14 protein-coding genes are annotated in these 16,083 nt (G+C 37.0%); 6 read left to right on the plus strand and 8 right to left on the minus strand.

Annotated features, from left to right (window positions below; translation table 11 throughout):
* Positions 1 to 347 precede the first annotated feature (347 nt).
* The 4 genes from NO346_RS14315 to NO346_RS14330 all read left to right on the plus strand — a co-directional run bounded on the left by NO346_RS14315 (position 348) and on the right by NO346_RS14330 (position 3,768).
* The gene (locus tag NO346_RS14315) at positions 348 to 878 is read left to right on the plus strand and encodes a winged helix-turn-helix transcriptional regulator (RefSeq protein ID WP_228270402.1); all 531 of its coding nucleotides are present in this window, start codon (positions 348 to 350) and stop codon (positions 876 to 878) included.
* Positions 879 to 1,007: 129 nt separating this feature from the next.
* Positions 1,008 to 2,069: an E2/UBC family protein gene (locus NO346_RS14320; RefSeq protein WP_151738822.1), complete on the plus strand. Its 1,062-nt coding sequence runs from the start codon at positions 1,008 to 1,010 to the stop codon at positions 2,067 to 2,069.
* Complete coding sequence (locus tag NO346_RS14325; RefSeq protein WP_151723356.1) at positions 2,066 to 3,436, plus strand: ThiF family adenylyltransferase; 1,371 nt, start codon at positions 2,066 to 2,068, stop codon at positions 3,434 to 3,436. The genes NO346_RS14320 and NO346_RS14325 overlap by 4 nt, the downstream gene beginning before the upstream one ends.
* Entirely contained in the window at positions 3,433 to 3,768 is a 336-nt protein-coding gene (locus tag NO346_RS14330) for a DUF6527 family protein (protein ID WP_151723355.1), read from the plus strand. Before NO346_RS14325 ends, NO346_RS14330 begins: the two co-directional genes overlap by 4 nt.
* Before the next feature lie 62 nt (positions 3,769 to 3,830).
* Here the strand turns inward: NO346_RS14330 and NO346_RS14335 are convergent, their stop codons facing one another.
* The 7 genes from NO346_RS14335 to NO346_RS14365 all read right to left on the minus strand — a co-directional run bounded on the left by NO346_RS14335 (position 3,831) and on the right by NO346_RS14365 (position 13,970).
* Positions 3,831 to 5,000: a Wadjet anti-phage system protein JetD domain-containing protein gene (locus NO346_RS14335; protein ID WP_151723354.1), complete on the minus strand. Its 1,170-nt coding sequence runs from the start codon at positions 4,998 to 5,000 to the stop codon at positions 3,831 to 3,833.
* A gap of 3 nt (positions 5,001 to 5,003) precedes the next feature.
* Positions 5,004 to 8,417 (minus strand): SbcC/MukB-like Walker B domain-containing protein, encoded by a 3,414-nt coding sequence (locus NO346_RS14340; RefSeq protein ID WP_151723353.1) that lies wholly within the window; start codon positions 8,415 to 8,417, stop codon positions 5,004 to 5,006.
* Entirely contained in the window at positions 8,414 to 9,073 is a 660-nt protein-coding gene (locus tag NO346_RS14345) for a DUF4194 domain-containing protein (RefSeq protein WP_151723352.1), read from the minus strand. Before NO346_RS14345 ends, NO346_RS14340 begins: the two co-directional genes overlap by 4 nt.
* Positions 9,074 to 10,546, minus strand: a complete 1,473-nt coding sequence (locus NO346_RS14350) for a Wadjet anti-phage system protein JetA family protein (protein ID WP_151723351.1) — start codon at positions 10,544 to 10,546, stop codon at positions 9,074 to 9,076.
* Positions 10,531 to 11,376, minus strand: a complete 846-nt coding sequence (locus NO346_RS14355; protein WP_151723350.1) for a YafY family protein — start codon at positions 11,374 to 11,376, stop codon at positions 10,531 to 10,533. The genes NO346_RS14350 and NO346_RS14355 overlap by 16 nt, the downstream gene beginning before the upstream one ends.
* A 281-nt stretch (positions 11,377 to 11,657) precedes the next feature.
* Positions 11,658 to 13,253, minus strand: coding sequence for a Tn7-like element transposition protein TnsE (locus NO346_RS14360; protein ID WP_151738824.1), 1,596 nt, complete (start codon positions 13,251 to 13,253; stop codon positions 11,658 to 11,660).
* Between the two features lie 234 nt (positions 13,254 to 13,487).
* Positions 13,488 to 13,970, minus strand: a complete 483-nt coding sequence (locus NO346_RS14365) for a hypothetical protein (protein ID WP_151973533.1) — start codon at positions 13,968 to 13,970, stop codon at positions 13,488 to 13,490.
* Between the two features lie 222 nt (positions 13,971 to 14,192).
* On the opposite strand from NO346_RS14365, the gene NO346_RS14370 reads away from it, so the two are divergent.
* On the plus strand, positions 14,193 to 14,405 hold the full coding sequence (locus NO346_RS14370; RefSeq protein WP_151723266.1) for a helix-turn-helix domain-containing protein: 213 nt from the start codon (positions 14,193 to 14,195) through the stop codon (positions 14,403 to 14,405).
* Between the two features lie 206 nt (positions 14,406 to 14,611).
* On the opposite strand, the gene NO346_RS14375 is transcribed toward NO346_RS14370, so the two are convergent.
* Positions 14,612 to 14,809, minus strand: a complete 198-nt coding sequence (locus NO346_RS14375; RefSeq protein ID WP_151723265.1) for a hypothetical protein — start codon at positions 14,807 to 14,809, stop codon at positions 14,612 to 14,614.
* Positions 14,810 to 14,947: 138 nt separating this feature from the next.
* Between NO346_RS14375 and NO346_RS14380 the strand changes: the two genes are divergently transcribed.
* Positions 14,948 to 15,832 (plus strand): hypothetical protein, encoded by an 885-nt coding sequence (locus NO346_RS14380; RefSeq protein ID WP_151723264.1) that lies wholly within the window; start codon positions 14,948 to 14,950, stop codon positions 15,830 to 15,832.
* Positions 15,833 to 16,083 lie beyond the last annotated feature (251 nt).

Consider the following 16,083-nt stretch of genomic DNA (forward strand, 5'->3'; position numbering starts at 1 on the left):
CCCCACTTGTTTTTAAGTGGGGACTAAATTAAGGCTTATAGGATGAATTCATAAGGTGTGTTCAGCGGACGCTTACGGTGAAACTGGAAGAGGTCTAGGTCTATCAAAAAGTAACAATACCTTAAAAAAATTATCACATGATCAAGTTACTGGGATTATTTTAACAATTAGGCAACAAGATAATGAATTGAGTTTTCCTTTCAATACAAATGGTATAGAAATAGAGGGTTGTAGACCTCAAACGGATCTAATGTATATAGCGGGAACTCATTATGTTTTAACTATTCTGCTTGACAAAATGGTAATAAACTGATTAAAAGAACGCTATGAACCAGAATGTCCAGACTATGAAACTTTTCGATCTATGTAAACATAAGAAACCTCATGGAAACAAGATTGGTAAAGAGGTATTTACCCAAATGAGAGACTATGTTGAAAAACATAGAGGAACAACTCTCTTTGAGATTTCATTCACAGACATTGAATTTGCGGATTCTTCTTTTGCAAGAGAAAGTATTGTCCTCTTGGCTAAACTCTATAGAGGCACAAAGGGGTTCATCATTATTGATCTGGACGATGAAGATATAATCGATAATATAGACTATGCAGCAGTGGCTTTGGATCAACCGTTGACTATAAGATTGGATACAGAAATACGAACCTTAGGGCCAGTATTAACAAAGTCAAATCTAGAAATTCTTAATTTTTTGAAAAAAAAGAAAAAAACAACCACGTCTCAAATAGCATCATCAATGAATTTATCTGTGCAAAATGCTAGTAGTAAACTTAAAAAATTAGTCGATGATGGTTATATTTTGCGCTTTGAAGAAACGGCTGAAAGTGGTGGCATTGAGTTCATTTATCAAGCTATAGAATGATTTGTAAAAAATCTGCTTAAAAGTATTTACTTAAGCAGATTTTTCGGGTACTTTCATCTTTGAGAAGTTTTTTTTAATCTCTGGTTAATAAAATTAAATTAATCAGATTAAGCGGAAGTGGAGTTACTCATGCAACAATTTTCTTATTCTCTCAGTGATTTAAACTTTAAAAATGGAACAATAGATGACCATTCACCTATTGGCTCTCAACTTTTAAGATCCATTGGTTATTCTCCAAAAGATGATGTTCTCTTATATCAATTGCTTAAACAGCAAGGTATGGAGGAAATCAGCCTTGAAGAAAATATTGATTTTGAAAAAGGTGATAAATTTTTCATTGTTGAAGGAGATCGAAGCTTTAAATTTAAAATTAATGGTTTTAACTATGAGTGGCCAGAAAGCCAAATTATGTTAAAGCATCTGCACTCCCTTACAGGTATTACAGATAAGTCATTCTTTTTATCTAGACAGACGGAAGAAGACTTGCTGATCACTGATGGGATTGTTGTGAATTTGGATACATCTGGTATTGAAGATATTTATACCAAATTGCTTAAGCAGTATTTTGAATTAAATGTTAATGGAACAACGATTAAAGTGGACAAAGCTCAAATCATGGTTTCAGAAGCATTAGCTTTAGTTGGTATCCAAGATGGTCATAATTATCAAATGTTTTTGAAAGTTCAAGGTGAACCCAAATTAGAGGTGCAATCTGGTTCTATCATTGATCTGTCCAAGCCTGGTGTTGAGAAATTACGCTTAATCCCACGAGAAGTAAATAATGGTGATGTTTCTTTAGGGCAGTTTGAAGTATTGCCCAAAGACGGTGAATATTTGAAACAGGTTTTTGGGAGTTTCAGAACCATTATTGATCAAGGACGTAGATGGTTATTTGTTGAAAATTATGAACTCCCTCATGGTTATAGCCATAAACAAGTTACATTGGCGATTGAGATACCTAGTTTATATCCTCAGGCGGAGATCGATATGTTTTATACATATCCACGTATCCATTTAACTAATGGAGTGACACCGCCCTGTACAGATGTAGACCAAATTATTGAAGGCAAAAGCTACCAAAGATGGTCAAGACATCGTAGTCATGTATCGCAGTGGAATCCTGTAATTGATAGTGTTGTTACACATTTTTCATTGATTGAGGAATCTTTATTGCGTGAGGTGCAACAATGATTTCGAAATCACATTTTAGAATCCTTGATAAAGATTTAGATGCTCTAAAACAGCATCTATTTCCTGGAGATGGATTAGAGGCCAGTGCAATAGTGCTTGCAGTATGTAATCTCATAAATGATCAAGTTATTTTCATGGTTCAAGATATCATTCTTGTACCTTATGATGAATGTAAGCGAGAAATTGATTATTTAACTTGGCCTGGAAAGTATATTGAAGACGCGATAGAAAAAGGGGAAATAAACAACTTTAGTATATTTCTCATGCATTCACATCCTTCAGGTGTGAATTGGTTCTCAAAAGCAGATGATGCTAGTGATCTAAAAGTGTTTCCATGCATTTTTGCTGCTTATCATCAATTACATGGTTCAATTATCATGACACCTGAGGGTGAGTTGGTTGGTCGTTATTATCAATCAAACCTATCTAAACAATATATTGATAAGTTTCTGATAGTTGGTAATGATATTGAATTGATATCGTCCTCTTCATCAAAAAAAGCATTGCCTTTTTCTTCCAAAATGACACGTATTTTAAAAGATTTTAAAGTTGGTGTTATTGGGGTTTCTGGGACAGGCTCTATTGTAACGGAGAGTTTAGCCAGATTAGGAGTTGGACATCTTGTTCTGATCGATGATGATGTTATTGAGCATAAGAATTTAAACAGAATTCTGAATTCAACCATCCAAGATGCGGAGAATCAGAGAGTCAAGGTTGACGTTATAACAAATGCAATTCGAGGCTATCGATCGGATATTGAATTAACTGCATTGAATTGTAAGATCGGTACACATGAGGCTATTTTAGAAGCTGCAACTTGTGATGTATTGTTCTGTTGCGTTGATACTGTTTCGGCAAGAATGTATGTCGATTTAATTAATGAGTTTTTTCTTTTGCCCGTTTTTGATATCGGAGTAACAATTCCGACAGCTTTAAGAGACGGACAAACCTTTATTACAGAGGTTTGTGCACGTTTAGATTATATTCAGCCGCATAAAAGCTCATTAAAGGATCGAAAAGTTTATACTGCTGCTTCCTTAAATGCAGAATATTTAAAAGATTGCTCCCCTGAGACCTATGAACAGCAGCTTCAAGCTGGCTATATAAAGGGAGTACACGAAGAAGCTCCATCAGTGATTTCACTTAACATGCTTGCATCTGCTTTTTGTATAAACGAGTTTATTGCACGGACTTTTCCATTTCGCCAGGAAAATAATGATAATTATGCAAGAGCAATTGTTTGCTTAGGAGCAAATGAAATTGAATACTTTAAAGAAGATGATTTTCAACCAATCTCTAAGGTAAATGTTGGTCATGGAATGACAAATCCTTTGTTGGGTATGCCTAATCTTGGAGAAAGTAAATGAAAAGAGTTTTCTTAAAATACTTTAATTTATTATTGGATAAAATTCTTTATAGATCATTTGTTTTAATTGAGGGCGATTCTCTGCCTAAACAAATGCCTTTAAGAACAATTGTAGTAGCCGCTGAAGATGATGAATTTTGGTGTGTAGGATTAAAATGTCCTTGTGGTTGTGGCTACACAATAGAGTTGCCTGTAATTAAAGAGGCAAAGCCAAGATGGGATATTAAGTTCGACTCACAGAATAAAATTAGTCTACATCCCTCGGTATTTCTAAAAAAAGGCTGTAAATCCCATTTTTGGATTAAGAACGGCAAGGTAATTTGGTGTGAATGATAAAAAAGTAGACGTTCTTCCAGTCCACCACTTAACTTTTATAGGTAATATTTTAAATTTGTTTAAAGTGCCTCTTGTTCAACTGTAAACCCAGATTCAAAAATGCTATCAGCTAGGAGTACCCATCCTGCTTTTTCCGCATAGTGTCGCATCCTTTCCAAAGTTTTTTCTGTAGCAGGACGACGCTTCTCCAAAGGTACATCTTCTGGTGACATACGATAGGGTTTTAAAGTATGTCCAGAAGCTTTGACTAGTTCCGAAATTAATGCCGCGATGCGGAATCCTCCTTCATCAACATCACCCCAGTGTAGAATGGAGGTATTTTTAGATACTGATGAAAGAATTCGTGCATACATCGCTCTCCATGCAGGTGATGGCATTCCAGCTGTGTAGATAAGAAGAACATCATTATCATGGAGCCTTCGTGCTTCTGTATGGAATGTTGTTTGGTTCTCAATAGTGATTAAGGTGTAAATAGAACTTTCAATACCAAGTACGGTTGATGCAGGGAATGCTGTATATGGTGAATCTAAGACAGAGCATACTCTTTCACGTCGAATGATTACTTTTCCAGCGAGACGCACCGGTTGCTCTTCTCGGCGTAAGCCGATTTCTGCCCATATCTCGTAAGGCTCCCTTGCGATCGATTCGGTGCTGCCACTTAATAATACGTCTAGTAGGCTAGAAATTTTTTCAATAACTTTGCTATCTTTGAAAAGATAAGCACTAACCTCTCTAATTGGTAACTCACCTTTGACTGTGTCGGGTTGCTTTTTCATATATTGAATAACGAACGCAGCATTTACCCAATCTTGGACGTCTTTGGGATCAGTACCTCGTACTTTTTTTAGTTGTCGCCAGTTTTCAAGGACCTCATTCAAAACATGAAATTCTTCTACGATCCCAGACAAGCTAGCTCTTGCTTTTGACAGTAAGTCGTCCTGTGTTGATATACCAAGAAAAAGAGCTAGTTTTCCTAGATCAGTCAGATCAACACGCTCTATACGACCATCGATATGGTAGCCGCGTTCTCGCTTCAGGTTAACTGCACCATTATCTTGAGCCGCCTGCATATAGGCTTCAAAAGCCTCTCTATCTTGAATGTTACGATTGGAATGATAAGATTCAAGTGCTGCCATTGTGATAGCTGCATTTCTAACCTTAACGCCCGCCTTGTTTTTCTCCGCATCAAGCAATAGTTTTTTTAAGAGTGTGAATGCGAGGTCAGTCATTTTTTATATCACCATTTTTGTGTCTGACATTGCTTGATCTACTAATTCCGGGTGAAATTCTGGAAGATCAGACCGCATGACTTGACGGATTTCACTACTAATATCATAGCCTTCCAAGATCACTACATTATGCTCAGCATCACGTAGAATTTGGTAGTAGCGGTGCATAAAGGCCGTAAGTGTTGCTAAATTTTCACCAGGACTAGCAAGAAAAATCTGTAGCCCCAAAGATTCTAGATACCGCATAGTAGCGATGATATTTTGAGGATCCATTTTGTTGAATGCCTCATCTAGCAGGATCAACCTCATACCATCATCATGGGTATCATCCACGTCATAGGCAGAAGCTAATGCAGCTCCTGCAATCACATAAAGAGGAGCACGATGTTCTCCACCTGAGCCATGACCAATACGCTTGGAGAGCTGGCTTACAATTTTTTGACGGCCTGTGGTTGCATCTTCTCGAAGAATATTCACATCAAATTCGAAGAATTCTCGGTAATCTTCAATAGGGCTACGTGCCCCAGCTGAACCAGGTGCAGTAGTTTCATCGAGCAGTGCAAGAAATTGTGCAGGTACTTCACCAGGTCCACCAAATAGATCATCTTCGGAACCATAAGTGGCTACGTTCTCGACAAAGCGAAGCAGTTCTTCATAATCTTTTCTTACTGTGCGTTTGAACTCATAACGCTCACCATTGGAAAATGCAGGTGAGCGACTCAGAACACTGTTTAAGCGTTTCATCTGTTGGTCTAACCACACAAGATTGTTGTGTAGAGTCAATGCAACATCGGTTCGAAAGGTGTCTTGTGATGCTTTCTCTGCCCGAAGCATTTGCTCACGATATGTCATAAGTTCTGTAAGCTTTAACTGCTCAACAATATTTCTCACCCAAGGATATGCTTGATGCCAGTCATCTAACACATTAGTACTTGGAGTTTCACGGTGCTTCTGTACAAAATCTTGAAGTGTACGAATTCCCTTATTTATAGCGGTATTCATTTCCTGAATTCGATTTTTATGTTGATCAACGCAGCATTTTTGCATTTCATACCAGTTTCTTTTGTACGTCTGGTAAATTTCATTCCAGCGCGATTCGGCGTACTCTGTATCGAAAACAGTTTCATTGTACTTGATCTCGGCATCTGCTCGTATGATCCTGGCTTTAGATGCCTTCTGATCAGCTAAATCTCTTTTAGCATTAAAACTCGCTGCAGTAATCCCTTCTAACCGAACAGCATTGGTGTGATCGTCACGAATATTCTTTATTTGCGTCACAATATGAGCAACTCTATCGCACAGGGTCTGATATTCTTCACCGCCAAGTTCGTGCATGGATATTTCGGATGAACTGATGTCTTTTTGGTATTTGCCTACCCAGTCTAGCTCTGTACGAATAGAATCAATGAGCGCCTGACTTTCAGGTACTGTACCTAATATGGTCAATAGGGAAGTAATACGGGCAAGGTCTCCTTCGATACGAGTTATAGCATCTTTAACAACTGATAGGCTTGTCGATAGATTAGTTGTATGCGATGCTGACTGTGCACCTAACCGCAGTTCATCTACACGGACAAGGCGACGGCGTTCAAAGGTGTCACGTCCTACGTACATACCATCGCGGGTTAATGCACGACCACCAGATAAAGCATCTTCGTTGGTTTCAGCACAACGGATATCACCAAAGATATTGCGTAGAAATGCGATCGCCAACTCATTTTCGCCGATAATGAGTTCGGCAACTGAATCGTGGGAAGTTTGCTTTTTCTGGATACGGCTAGGCATCAAAAGCTTAATACCAAATATTGCGCCTTTTGCATCAAGCTGACGGTATAGGCGAAATGCATCGCTTTCGTTAGATTCATCAACCAGAAGTGCCACAAGATTGGTCTCTCCCAAAAAAGACTCAATAGCAGGCTGCCAACTGGAATCGGATATGCGTACAAGATCACATACGGGAGTGGCTTCAATCCCATGATTACTAAGATGGCGCATCAGTTGTGTTACGTTTGAAGGAAGTGAGGCTTTTCCACTTTTATTACGTTCGAGATTTTTTTCAATATTATCGCGTTCATTTATTTTTTCTTCTAAAGCCCTGTCGAGTATTTTATGCTGTAAAAATATACTTTCCCAAGCTTTTTTTGCTTGAGCGACGGCTTCTTCAATTTCAACTTCGAAAGATGAAACAGATCCAATTTTTAAACCGTGCAAGCTAGATATTGTAGTATTAAGGGCTAGATGCTGTTCATTCAGCTCATGTGCTTTTGAAACATTCTCGAGTATTTTCCTAAGATCATCAACTTTCTTCTGAGCCTCTTTTGCATGGAGGGATGCGCTGTTTTTGTCACGATTGATAGCTACAGTAAGCATTGAAAGCCGATCATGTGCTTTATGACTATCTCGTTGAAATGTTAAACGACTTTCTTCAGATTCTAATTCGAAGATTTGATCATTTAAGAGTTTACGCTGCGTAATAGCATTTTCCCAGTCTTCATGTGCCGTATTAGCATCAGAATTTGCAGTACTCGCTTCATCTTGCGCTTTTTCTGCTGCGACTTTAGCATCCAGCACAGACCAAGCAGTAGCTCGTTTCTCGAGTTTATCTGCTTCAGAAAAATGCTTAATAATTTCTTCGCCATCCTCAATTTTCTTTTCAACGCTCTCGACTAGAGCCCGAAGATTACGGAATGTTTCTGTAATTTCTTTGAAGGCTTTGACATGTGTAGGTCGAGCTTCCAGCACTTCTTCTCGTACAATTGCATCGACTGATTTTTCAAATCGCATTCTTAAGCCAAAGCGAAAAGCGCGTTTGAATAAACTAATACTTCCAGCGTCTTTACCATGAGACATAAGAGTCAGAAACGCTTTCATATAGCGATCGCTGTTATCGTAAAATACCTCTTCAGGACGACCATTATACTGTTCTACGCGGCGTGCAAGATCAGCTCTGAATGCTCTCCAATTTCTGGGACATTCATTCCCATTTTCGAGTGAGATATGGTCGCTTAACGTAAGTTCGATTCCATCAGCGACATATCTCCCCAGAACTTCATGGTTATCTTGATCACCATAAGCTGCAATACATAATCCAGTTGAGACCGAGTGATTAGTTTTAGGATCTCTCCAAACTAAGGTGATATAACTTGTTGAATTCTCTCTTACACGTTGGTGAGGTTGTGCATCATACTGACCTAAGCAATAACCTCGAATTGTCCGAGTTGATTTCATTTTATCATCGGCTTGAGCATTCAGTGCCACGAGGTTCTGATTTCCTCCAAACATCGCAATTTGAACTGCATCAATGAAACTGGACTTTCCTGCGCCATTTGGACCGAATATGCCAGAAATTTGCTTGAGCTCAACCGTAATTTGTTCGTAGAGATAAAATTGGACGCAATGTATTTTTTCGAGAATCATGATTCGTTAGCCTCTACATTTGAAGTCTCATCGATTTCTTCAGAATCACTGACTGAGGTGAGCGTTGGAACCTTCTCCCACCGTAGAAGTCGAGCGATAGCAGTTTCACCTAACACATCTATAATTGCTGGTCGGATAACAAGTGCGTAGGAATTGGCAGAGTCGCCGACATATTCCTCATCAGTTGTCTTTCTCGCAATCCCCCAGCGTCGAAGTAGACGTATCGTTTGCTCGAAATCGGAGCGTGTTGGGAGCTGTCTATTTGTAATGAGGCGAAATTTTTCTTCAAAATCGACGAGATCTACAAAAACCTCACCATCGTCATTCATATTTCCTTGTCGTGCAAATTCGTCGTAAAGACGACGTAATACAAGCGCAATCAATGTAGCTGATAAAGGTGCCGTGTACTGAGCCGTATATCGAGGCGTGGCAACGGCATATCGTTTGTCGCGATTTACACTGAGATTGATACCAACTTGATTAAGTACATCTTTAAAATCTCTCTCGTATTGTTCGATAATCCAGTAAGTTGTGCGACTATTTTTATCAGAATGATAAATTACTTGTTCTGCAATAATTCTATAAGCCGCCTCTTCGAAGGCTTCTACGGGGCGCTTATAAAGATCCCTTTGCGCAATGGTGTCCCAAGATAGCATTTAACGATCCTTCTCTAAAATTTTGCGTTCGATGAGGAAACCACGTCCAGTGATCATGTCACCAAGTCTTTCATTATTCTCATTCTGAATAACCTTAAAACCGCGAGCTAATATTCGCGTACCATCTCTAAGTCTTTTGGAGTTGCTACTCATCGACATAGAAAGGGCTGTCAAACTTTGATAAGCACAAATATCTTCGACAGACTTGAGGGCAAGATCACTACTTGGAATAGACAGTTTTTCATCAGCATTGTAATTAATATAGTTTGCTAGTTTCACCGCAGTTACTGACCGAGCCTCCCGAGCCTTCATCATCAGCCGTATTCGAATAATATCTCGTTCACTGGGTAGTGTTTTACGAAGGGAGTCAGAGGGAGTACGCTCCTTAATTCGCCGTGGTTCAGCAAGCCCTTCAGGTATTAACATAAAGCCCGATGCAAAGGAGGTTGTAGTTTCTTCGGTTCTCGTTAAAGTGGCACTGATTGCTGCATCTATGAGTTCATCAAGAGGACGTAAGGACCGAATACGATAGTCGAGGAAGGCTAGTGCACGACGGTTTGCACGACGAATTTCCATATCCAATCTTGCGAGATATTCGTCAATACGAGTAAGCTCACGTAACCGATCAAGATCGCGCTCGAAAAGTTTGGCTGCAAGTACCTCATCTCCTTTGCCACGTTTAGTTGTATACCAAGTGAGTACTTTTGTACGAATTATGGTAGACGTGGCCAGCAACTCCACTTGTTCCAAAATATTCATTCTGCGTGATAGAGGATGGTCTTTAGTGCGTAGTTCCTTATAGTCCCCGATGAATATTTCTTCAATATAAGAAGTAAAAAATGTTTTTGCATAATCTGCAGTGGTTAAATCAGGAGTTAATGTCTCCATCAGATCGCGGACGGAAGTACCAGTGTTACGAACATGCTCAAGTAAAGCTCGACTTTGGTCAGCAGCTTCTTGAAGAGAATCTCCCTCGCCACTTTCAAGCACGAGTTTCACACTAGCCTCGATAGACTTAATCTTTCCTGCAACAAATAGCGGCCCAGTTTCTGCAAAACTAATTAAGCGAGAAAGAAAGTGTGCTACTGATGGTGCCATAGAAATACGACGATCAATCCCATACCTATCAATTCTCAGCCAGCCAGACTCAAACAATCTTTGAAGAACATTATTCGCACGGATATTAAGTGGGGTTGCCGTATCTTCTCCATCTTCATTTTCCCAGTCATCAATTTGAAATAATATTTCCTCGATATCTCTGGTCATCTCACGATTGGTGAATCCCTCACTAGGTGGTAAGGGAGCATCGCCACCAAACTTCCGCTGGTATAAGGCACAGAGTAGAATCCAGTACTGACGTCTGTTAGTTGATGCCAGTGGGGAAAAAAGCTTGTCAGGTAACCGTGTAAATAACAATTCAGCGGCAGTACCTCCAAGCATTGTAGCTGCACTGCGAATTACTGAATCAACCATGGCGTGACATCCTCTGGGTTAGCTACAGCCAGTAGCCAAGCTGGTGCAAAATCACGTTCTGGATGAAGAGTAGCGTTTAAATCTTTAATGAAATAAGCCACTAAGCAACCGCGACAGTATTCGATCCGACTGGCTAGTCCTGAAAAATATTCGTCACGAATCATACGTTGTTGTGATTCTAATAGGTTCGGATGAGCGATAATTTCGATGCTGACATGAGTTATCCAAGCTAGATCATCTTCAGCATTTTTTATACGAGGCTGATTAATTAATTTTAAATTTGTAAAACGGGCTAATGCAAAGTCTCGAAAATCTTTTGTTTCTTCGCAATAAGCACGAATATGCCAACGTTGGCCTGCCCGAACAATGCTATGAGGAGAGAGTGTACGGGTATGAGGTTCAGGATTGGACAAAGATCTGTATTGAGTTTCAATTTGAATATTATTTGTAATGGCCTCATAAAATTTAGAGAAATATTCAGCTTTTGGAGTGGAAAAATCAGGAAAGGCACTCCAAATGATACCATCTTCTCGTTCTATGTTGGATCGAATAGGTGAGTTAGTAATAGATAAATAACAATCAAGTGATGTGTTGGGAGAGATATTATTTGATGTGTTTTTGTAAGCTTTGGAAGTTGCATGGTGGGCTAAAGTTAAATCATTCCATTTAGTCCATTGAGGATAAGCCTCACTAAACTCATTAATCCATTGGCTAGCGCGCGTTTGTTTAATACCAAAAAGCGCCATTAATCGAGATCGTTTTAATCTACCCTCCCAGAGTAGAAGAGCTTTCATTGCTTCCAGCCTTCCATAAATTGGTTCAAATGCCATTTAATTTCTTCTATTAATTCACCATACATTAGTTTGTAGCATACAATTTTGTGTATGGCAATGGTGTTTTTAAGTGATCATTTATATTGATTTTATTTTGATATTTATCTACTTTGACTAAATTAATTCCCAGATTTTGAGATTTTGGTTGTAAAAGTGCGATTAAAAATATTCAAATGAATTTGATTCCTAAAAGGGTTAAGCAATTTGCTTGTAAGTGTATTACAGGCAAACATTACTTTAGGCTATACAGAAAGAAACATGGCATTAATATAACAATCTTATCCTAAAGATTTCAAAATCTCCCCAAACCGTCTCCCCCAATTTTTAAACTCTTCATCAGACTCAGCCATTTCAGTTAAATTTCGTGGATGATTAAAAGTTTTCCTTATCCCAATGTCTTGTAAAAATTTAACAGTTGGCCAACGTAGAGAACGTTTAACGACTTGTTTTTGAAAAGTTGGAAAATATGAGTTCCATGAGTCTGTATCTGAGATTTTGACAATAAGCGTAGAAAGAGGTTTTAGATTATCGCTGGTATCTATTTCCAGAATGACAAATCTTTTACCCTGAAAATTAAGCTGAACTTCAATGATACACCTAGGATTACCATCATGAGTTCTATGTAACTTAGAACGATTGACCGCAGGCAGTTTATGTATATTAATGACAGGCTGAATACGATGTTGTGATGCAAATTGTTCAACCATCACTTTGAATGCTTCAAACCTTTTCATGAAAAATTCAAGATCATCACTTTCATCCTGAACATTTTCAAATTCCCCACGCCCTATATCCCCAAAGATTGAGGCTTCACCTGTACCAACACCATGATCTGGTAGAACTTCAACATCATTCTGATTAGGCACCCCTTTTTTGTTTGAACGCTTCTGTGTCGCCTTTTTTGTGCCATAAGGACTAGCAAGGGACATAGTAATTTTTGGAGACTCAATCTTGGTAATTTTCCGATCACTATCCGCTTCTTTTTCATCATCAATGGTTGGTTCATCATTGGAGGGAGGACGCCCTCCAGAACTGCCACCTGTTTTTTCATAACTATTTTTTACGGTAAAGTTTGGACTACAAAAAATCACTTCATTAGAAATATCAGTCGGTAAATTAACAATCCCAATAATTTCATTCACATAATATTGTTGGTTTTTTTCGCTGAAGTAAACTTTCATTGTAATTTCAGCATCTACTAATGAGGGAGGTGCAAAATTGAAACTCCAAGATATTTGAGTTTTATTTTGGATTTGCTCAGTAAGCATATGCTTACAAATACTTTCATAAGACGCTCGTGCCTCAGTATCAAGTAATATCCATGCAAGCAGACGACGCATACCAACATTGTCATATTGATAGTGAGGAAAGCCGCAAAACTCATGAACGTGGATAATTGTATGATGTTCTTCAGGTACAATATAATATTCCCCTGTCAGCTTTCCTTGAGTCAATGCTGTACGAGATAGATAGGCATTATGAAAGAACAAGACCCGAGCCAGTTCGATTTGTGGTAAATGGATTTGAATATCCTTATATGTTCCTTCTAAGTCACTCACAATATGGCTAAATAGGTATTGTCCTGATTTATTTGTTGTTATTTTCCAATTGTTAAAGTCATCAATTTTAATAGTGATGATAGACTCATTGTATGGTGGGATCTCTTTGGTTTGGTTAAATCGTCTATTTTTCGCCAATAGCGGCATATTTGAAAAACGAGCATGTTTTATCATATATTTTTCATAATCAGCTAAATGGTTATAGTGGTTTTCTAATCCAATATGGATATTCCAATCCTTTTGTTTATTCTGTTTAAATATACTACCCAAAAAAGTAATTCTGGCATTTTCTGGAAAATTCCTAATTTTTATCATGTTTTATGTTCCCTTTCTTAGAATTTAAAAAATTTATCATCAATAACAATCTGTTTTTATGTGTTATAAGAACACCATTGTCAAATTTATTAAGAATAAGAAATTTTTTACCTGTTTTTTTGATTTATACACTATGTTTATGATAGTAAATAATTTTTTCAGAATAAAGGTTTGATCAATAGGCGCTTAAATAGTTCATTCTACCGTTATCTAAAAGAAGATATGTTATTCATTTTAATAAATATATAATTCTATATTTTTCAGTATATTAGATATAATATTCTTTTTGTAGTCTAATTTTATTAAAATATCTTGACTGTTTTTTATATAATTTTTAAGACAAAAACTGATTTCAGGAAGTTGTTTGTTTAGTTCTCTAATTAGTTGTATTTCCATAACTTTTTCTGTTTTCTCAAATTCAATTAGTTTGAGCTTTTCAGTCAAGATTCTTATAGCTTTCTCCTTACAGTGTATGATTCTAAATTCAGTCAATTTATCTGTTTCTGCATAATAAAAATTACCAGATTCATCATATTTTTTTCTTACATATCCAAATCTCTCTAATTCTCGTATAAGAGAGTAGGTTTGCCATTTAATTGCTTGAGATTGATTCCCGAATCTTATCCAAAGATCTTTTGGTTTGTACCATGTAAGAAGAATTTCGTTCTCAATCAGTAAAAGAAATTCTGATTTAAGCACATGCTTAATTTCATCCATCTGAAATTTCACATCAAAAATGAGGATTATAATCCTTTTTACGTTCTTGTGTTTAATCGTATTAAAGAAAATTGCTGTGATTAGCATTTGATGGATAATAAATTATCCATGATTCAAGGTTTTATTGGCATATTTTTCAACCCTACGATTAATACGGATTATAAGCCGTGGATACTTAGTCCTCAAAAATGAATAGTTCTATTCTTTATGGGAATAGAACTTATGAACGATTTAGCACAAAAAATTGGACATGCGATTCGCACATGTAGAATTGATCAAAAAATTACCCAAGAGAAATTAGCATTACTTTGCAATATTGATCGTAGTTATCTTGGTCGAATTGAACGGGGTGAAGTCAATATCACAGTTCTTAAGCTCTATGAAATTGCTCATATGCTTGAAGTTGAACCTCAAAATTTATTACCTAAAGCTTAAGTAAGAGATCATTCTATTTTCAATAACAATAAATTCATTCATTCCGTATGTATTTGACTGAGCAATGAAAGTGGTATAGCCTAAGTCATTAGGGAGTACCTATGAGAGTAGGCAACCCCAATTCCGAGGCTCGGCAAGATATGTCCGAGCTTTCGTGTTTTTGTCTTCTTGTTCTTTTAAATTTCGAAATGAGGTCTTTTAAGCTTTCATTTCATCTTTTTATTTGTCTTTTCTGTCTTTTTCTGTTCAACATCTTGTAGCTGTTTTGCTTTTGATAAATCTAATCGTTTTATCTGGCTGAGCAATGCTAAATATGTAGCTGATTTCTGTGCATTCTTAGTATCTTGACGTAATTCTTCAATTTCTTCAGGTGTCATTCGGTAGTCATCTGGGAATTTAGACATAAAAACATAACTCCAAATTTAAGACATTGTCAGTTCAGTTAATATTTTTTGAGGAGTATAATCCTCTTTTGTGTTAATCTTGCTTCACTAAATAATAGTAAAAATACTTGGTTTTGTGAATGTTTTGGAGTTATCTTAATGAAAAATATAAATTTATTTATTGTTGTAAGCTTATGTTTACCTTTTATTGGGTGTGTAACAGCTGATTCAATCAAACCTAGTGATGTAAAAGCTTATATAACACCGAATAATTTAATCTTGGCTAAATCTCTTAATGGTAAAGATGGCAACGGTAAAGAGTATCTATTTCAACCAGCTGTACCGGATGCTTTAATTCCGCATGCCTATATGAGTAACTTGTGTACCAGTCAAGAGGGACGTTTTTTTCAAATGTCTAAAAGCGATTTTCGTTATTTAAAAGGTACACATATTTCGGCTCTAGATAATCAAAGTCTGGTCTCTGCAATGGGTACATTTAAATGTGCATCAAAAAAGCCATGGAATGTTTCAATTGAACCTATCTCATCACGTATAGGTGGAATCAATCAACCTTTAAATCTAGTAACTCTAAAGACATTTGTGATTTCTGATGATGACGTATACAACAATGTGGCTGCATACCAGTCGAAGAAAAATATTGAAGATAATAAGAAAAAGCAAGCTATTGAAAAGTATAAATTTGAACAAGATCGATTAAAAAATGAATATGAGCGAAAACTCATAATTAATGCCCCTAAACCGAAAGATATTGGTCAAACGATTTGTAAAAATGCACGGTTGTCTGAATTTACAGGAACTATTGTTCTAGGGCAGGCAACGTATCGTCAAGTTGATGGTTTGGTCATCGCTAGTTTAGAAGGTTTCTCAAATGATCATGCCAATCTGAAAATCAATATCAAAGGTTGGCTGAATAATTTCAATCAAATCTCATCAGGACCAAATGTTCTATATAAACAGACTCCTTTAGAGTCAGGGCGAGTTATATGGGATGATAAGCAAGGATGGTATAAGTGTGCTTACTAGGCATTAAGTAGAGTTCTACTGCATAACTATGTCTTTGGGTTGAAAATTACCTAATAAATTAGGGGGTATTTCAAAAATTATGCATGAAAAACATACAGGCTAATCTTTGATAAAATAGGGAAATATAAATAACTTTACAAATAAAAATTATCAATACAAGATGTTTTTAACATTTATAGCTAGTTACTAAATAAACTATCACAGTGTTTTTTAAATAGCTCATCAATATCTTTTACTCTAAATTTCTTCCT

Source organism: Acinetobacter sp. 5862 (assembly GCF_024494585.1).
Lineage (GTDB): Bacteria > Pseudomonadota > Gammaproteobacteria > Pseudomonadales > Moraxellaceae > Acinetobacter.